Source organism: Natronospira elongata (assembly GCF_034931365.1).
Taxonomy (GTDB): domain Bacteria; phylum Pseudomonadota; class Gammaproteobacteria; order Natronospirales; family Natronospiraceae; genus Natronospira; species Natronospira elongata.
Genome location: NZ_JAYGII010000069.1, coordinates 1 through 5,308, shown reverse-complemented (window position 1 = coordinate 5,308; position 5,308 = coordinate 1). Strand labels below are relative to the sequence as shown.

The window sequence follows — 5,308 nt, the reverse complement described above, 5'->3', positions numbered from 1 at the left end:
CTGCTGCTGCGCTTCTTTGACGGCGCCCTGCATATCACCGCCCTGACCCTGCTCATGACCATGGCCATGGACCGGGCGGTCAGTACCGGGACTGGCCGCGCCATGGGCGTGGCCGGAGCCTGTCTCACCCTGGGGGTCGCCATCGGCGCGCCGCTTGGCGGCTTGATCGGCCAGTCCGAGGCGGTCAATGTCCTCTATGCCGGGGCCGGCCTGTCCCTGCTGCTGGCCCTATGGGTGTCGCTGCTCGATGAAAGCCCCATGCGCGCCGCAACAGCGGCCGCCACACCGGCCGAGCCGCTGCCGACACTGCCCTGGCGCCAGCTGGCGGTGCCCTATGTCTTTACCTTCGCGGATCGCCTGTCGGTGGGCTTCATCATCTCCACCATGACGCTCTACCTGCGCACGGTGCTGGGCGCTGAACCCAGTCAGATCGGTGCGCTGATGGGCAGTTTCATGCTGCCCTTCGCGCTGTTGACCTATGTCTTCGGTCGCCTGGCCCGGCGCACTAATCCATTGGCCATGATGCTGGCGGGCAGCAGCCTGTATGGCGTTGCCCTGCTGGCCCTGGCACTGGCGCCGTTGCCGCTGTGGTGGTGGCTGATGCCCCTGGGCGGGGTCGCCGCTGCGCTGATGTTCGCACCCTCGCTGGTACTGACCGCCGAGGCCGCCGGCGAATCGCAGCGGGCCCTGGCCATGGGCGGCTTTCATGCCGCCGGCTCCCTGGGCTTTTTGCTCGGCCCCCTGGTGGGCGGCGGCGTGCTCGCCCTGGGACAATGGCTGGGCCACGATGGCTGGCTGGCCGCCTTCTTGGTCATGGCCGGCCTGCAGTGGTTGTGCGTACTGCTGTTCCTGCCCCGCCTGCGGCAGTCGCCGCCGGCGCAACGACAAGAGAACATGGTGATCCAGAATGACTGATCTTGCCCGCTACGACCGCCAGATGGTGTTGCCGGAAGTCGGCGAGGCCGGCCAGCGTCGCTTGGCCCAGGCCCGGGTGCTGTGCATCGGCGCCGGTGGCCTGGGCTCGGCCGTCCTCCCCTACCTGGCCGGGGCCGGCATCGGCCGCCTGACCGTGATCGACGATGACCGGGTCGAGGCCAGCAACCTCCAGCGCCAGGTATTGTTTCGCGAAGCCGACCAGCAGCGGCCCAAGGTCGAGGCCGCGGTGGATGCCCTGCGGGCCCTGAACAGCGGGATCGAGATCGTCGGCGAGAACGGGCGGCTGGATCGCGACAATGTCCAGCGCCTGTTCGAGGACCACGATGTCATCGTCGATGGCAGCGACAACTTCGATACCAAGTTCCTGGCCGCTGATGCCGCCGTGAAGTTCGGGGTGCCGCTGGTCTACGGCTCGGTCACCGGCTTCGAGGCCCAGGTCACGGTCTTTGACCCCGACCACGGCCCCTGCCTGCGCTGCCTCTTCCCCTCGCCCCCAACGAGTTGGGTGCCCAACTGCGCCGAGGCCGGGGTCCTTGGTCCCCTGGTGGGCATGGCCGGCAGCCTGCAGGCCATGCAGGTCATCCAGCTGATCGTGAGCCAGGCCCTGCCGGGGCGGCTGGAACCGCTGATCGGCCGGCTCTGGACCCTGGATGCGCGCAGCATGGACAGTCACTGCCTGCGAATCCGCAAGCGCCCGGACTGCGGCCTGTGCAGCCTCGACCCGGCCGCGGTTGAACTGCCCCGGCCAAGCCGTGACCCCGGCCAGGACATCGCTCCCAATGAGGCCTCTCAGTTGGATGATGCCCTGTTCCTGGATATCCGGGAACCGGATGAATGGGCCGCGGGCCATATCCCCGGGGCCGAGAATCTGCCCCTGTCCCGGCTGCTGGAGGGCGAGCGCCCGGCCCGGCTGGGCGAGCGGCCCTGTGTGGTCTACTGTACCCGGGGCACGCGTGGCGAAACGGCCGCCCGCCTGCTGGCCGAGGAAGGCCACCCCCGAATCCACAATCTCCTGGGCGGCCTGGCCGCCTGGCCCGGCCCGCGCCGCCAGACAGACCGCTGATCCAGCCAGGCCCACCGCTCAGCCCCTCGCGTGGCCACCGGGGACAAACAAGTGCACTCGACCTGCTAGGCTCAAACTATCCATGATCCAAACGAGGGACTTATGGCTGATATCAGCGCCATCGCCGCCACGGCCAGCAACATGAGCATGGCCCAGACCAAGGCGGAAGCCGAAGTGGCCGTGCTGCGCCGCGCGCTGGACGCCCAGGAAACCCAGGCGGCCCAACTGATAGAAAGCCTGCCCGACTTCAACCCGGCCAGCCCGGCCACCCAGGCCTCCGCACCGGACCCTCGCCTGGGCAGCCTGATTGACGTGCGCGTCTAGCCTCAAGCAACAAGCAGAAGGGGCACTCATTGAGGCGGGTTACCCCGCCTCTTTTTTCTTGTCAAAAGTGACAACGGGCCTGGTAAACCATCACTCAATCAAACACGCCGGCGCTTCCTCGAACGATAAGCTCTGATCATTCCAGATCCCGGACCAGCCGGACGTGGGTTTCTTGTGGAAGAGAGCTTCTCAGGTTGTCAAGATCAACGGGAATGGTCCGCACAATGCCCTGATCCTGAGTAATACCGAAAAATTCCGGGTCTCTTAGCTCCTCTCTCGCGCTCCCCTCGCCCCAGTAAACAGCAGTCGAGGACAGGGCGTGGGATTTTCTGGGCGTATTGGGGAAAAGATTGAGATCGATGGCCGGATGGGCACAGGAACGCTCTATCAAGGTATCCAGCTCCTTGATGTTGGGCACACGCCAGTCATCGTAGCCGGCGTAGCTGTAATCAGCCGCTGTCTGCAGTGCCGACTGGATATCCAGGGTGGTGGGCTCTCCCACGCAGGTTTCCCCATCCCATTCCTGGCCAATGCTGCATCGCATCCACATCAGGCCATACGCCTGGTGGACCACCGTGCCGTCCGGCCGGGGCATCAGGTCTTGCGGGTGGTTGCTTCTCGGGATGTTGTCAACACACTTCTGATCACCTCGAGCTTCCACCGCAGGAATGGTTTCGTCCACATGCTGATTGTCTTGACTGACATGCCGTGCGAGTTTCACATGGGAAGAGATATCGGCTGCTTGCGGGGCATGCAGACTGCCCCCAGTATGATGATTCCACCCCATGCCTAGTGATTCAGCGTCATCGCCGGGTTCCATATCGAGCAAAGGGTTGACGAAGGCGGACCCCGACCAGAAGAACGGATAGGTTCCGCGGTGCCTCTGACTGGGGAAGTAAGTGGTGTCAACAAAGTTGTTGATTCGCCTTCGAATCGTGGGTGATGGATGATAGTTGTTGATGGACAGCCACTCCCGAACGGTCGGCAGCCGCCAGTCATTGTAGCCGCACAGCCCTTTCTCATTGACGGCCTCGATGAAATCCCTGGTGCTGCAGTATTCCAGGGGGCAGCTTCCAAGCGCGGTATGTCGAATGCCTGCCCGACCCCCGTTGACACGCTCATCCGGGTTGTACCAGCTCCAACGATGAACCAGGGCGTGGATATCGTCCTCATCGGCATACCAGTCGTCCGGATCAGCGGTCTTGACCTCCCACATCAGTCCGGTGACATTGTCGCGCACACAGCGCCATTCTTCGGCATCCGCGGGCAGGGTCGCACCATTGGCGGCAATCTTGGTGAAATCAAAGCCGGCGTGGCCGGCGTCGATTTTCTCAAGCTCGCCCTCTGCCGCCAGCCGGTCCCGACCGAAATCCGCGTCCTGGCCCGGCCAGTCCGCCACCGGGCAGCTCACCATGGCATCCGCATCACCGTCATAGCACTGCTGCAGGCCGGTGTCGTTGAGCCCCCCAATGGGGGTAAAGGGCCCTTCCGGGCGGGCCCCGGTCCGGGCCGCTTCGCTGTCGGCGCGCAGCCAGCGTTGCGCCACCACCGCCAGGTAGTAGTCGGTTTGATTATCAAGACCATCCAGCCGCACCGGCGGCGCCTCTACAACAAAGGTTTCAAAGGCCTCGTCAAGGGCCTGGTCCTTGGCTGTCAGCACATAAACCTGATAGCGCTGGGCCTCGTCGGACAGCGACCAGTCCAGCCGGATCTCGCCATCACCGGTCTCGACAGTCAGATCCGTCGGCGCCGCCAGGGGATCCTGATTACCGCAGCCGGCCAGCAAGAGCATTGCGAACAACACGGTGAAAAATCTGATTCCCATGTTTCTTCCCCCAATCTTCCATCACACACGCAGCGCCCCCATCGCTGCGATGGGGGCGCCGGGAGACATCAAGCATTCAAGCGTCAGAGCAGATCGTCTCGCTCGAAGCCTTCAAAGGTCTGGAGGAAATACAGGATGTCGGCGTAATACTCCCCCTTGTTTTCATCGCGATGCTCCGTGCGCCATTGGTTCAGCGTGGCGGCCGCCATTTCGGCTGCCATCTCCGCCCCGTGCAGACGGATGTCATAGCTGACGCTCCGGCCATGTAAATCATCGCGGACCACGTAATGGCAATGGTCGTTGGCCCACGCCAGGGACCGATGCCGGTCGTTCCCATCACTCCGGGTCTCCCTTTCAATCAGCTGGGCCATCGCTGACTGGTCGCTTGAGAGAAGGCTTCCGGAGCAGAGTTGCCAACTCGGAGTCTGTGTGATCCGAACATTTCCATTGATAATCGAATTAGCATTGGATCCGAGCCCCTGTAGGTCGTCGGAACTCCAATCTCTGACCAAGTCGAGGCTATTGGTGGTCAAATCCTTGGCCAGGATCCTCTCTTGAGCCATTGCCGTTAGATAACTGGCAGCCAGGCTGTAGTCGGCTGTCAGCCGCCAACGGAAGTCTTCATAATTTTCATTGACATAGATCGGGTGATTGACCAAAGCGACCGTTCTTTCGAAGAGGTCTTCCATCCGATCAACATTCTGATACCCACTTGAGGCAACATCGCTCCGATAGATCGACAGGATTTCCTGGAACGTTCTCAGGTCACTGACGTAATAACCTCGATCCTGCTTGAAGTTCTCCTCACGAACAATCTGCCGGATCTGTTCCAGACTCCAGTCACTGAGATCCACCGGGCCACTGTCGCTGAAGATCGCATCGATCACGATGGTGGCGATCTGGACCCAGTCCGCCGGGCCGTCGGAGGCAGTGGACGGAACATATCCCTCCAGCACATCCGGACTTGCCGTGGCTTGCAGGATGGACCAGGCGGCCTCGCTGACGCTCTCGGCGCTCTGGGTCTGGGTGGAGTGGGTCGAGACGGCTTCCGCCTGGACCTGGGTGGTCACGCCAAAGGAAGCCAGTGCGAGTGTGCCGGCCGCAGCCAGCGAAGTGGCAATGGTTGGCATTTTCATCGTTTTCTCCCTTTTGATCCTTTT

At 62.8% G+C, this 5,308-nt stretch carries 5 protein-coding genes; 3 read left to right on the top strand and 2 right to left on the bottom strand.

All coding sequences use genetic code 11. The features are described 5' to 3' along the window. The 3 genes from VCB98_RS13595 to VCB98_RS13585 all read left to right on the top strand — a co-directional run. Positions 1-915 (top strand): MFS transporter (locus VCB98_RS13595; RefSeq protein ID WP_346053448.1); only part of this gene is annotated, 915 nt, incomplete at its 5' end. Then, positions 908-1,999 carry a ThiF family adenylyltransferase gene (locus VCB98_RS13590; protein WP_346053447.1) on the top strand — a complete coding sequence of 364 codons (1,092 nt, stop codon included), beginning with the start codon at positions 908-910 and terminating at the stop codon, positions 1,997-1,999. The genes VCB98_RS13595 and VCB98_RS13590, both read left to right, overlap by 8 nt. A 102-nt stretch (positions 2,000-2,101) precedes the next feature. Next, complete coding sequence (locus tag VCB98_RS13585; protein WP_346053445.1) at positions 2,102-2,323, top strand: YjfB family protein; 222 nt, start codon at positions 2,102-2,104, stop codon at positions 2,321-2,323. A gap of 136 nt (positions 2,324-2,459) precedes the next feature. Here the strand turns inward: VCB98_RS13585 and VCB98_RS13580 are convergent, their stop codons facing one another. After that, on the bottom strand, positions 2,460-4,148 hold the full coding sequence (locus VCB98_RS13580) for an Lcl C-terminal domain-containing protein (protein WP_346053443.1): 1,689 nt from the start codon (positions 4,146-4,148) through the stop codon (positions 2,460-2,462). An 83-nt stretch (positions 4,149-4,231) separates the two neighbouring features. Beyond that, positions 4,232-5,284: a hypothetical protein gene (locus VCB98_RS13575; protein ID WP_346053441.1), complete on the bottom strand. Its 1,053-nt coding sequence runs from the start codon at positions 5,282-5,284 to the stop codon at positions 4,232-4,234. Positions 5,285-5,308: the final 24 nt, after the last annotated feature.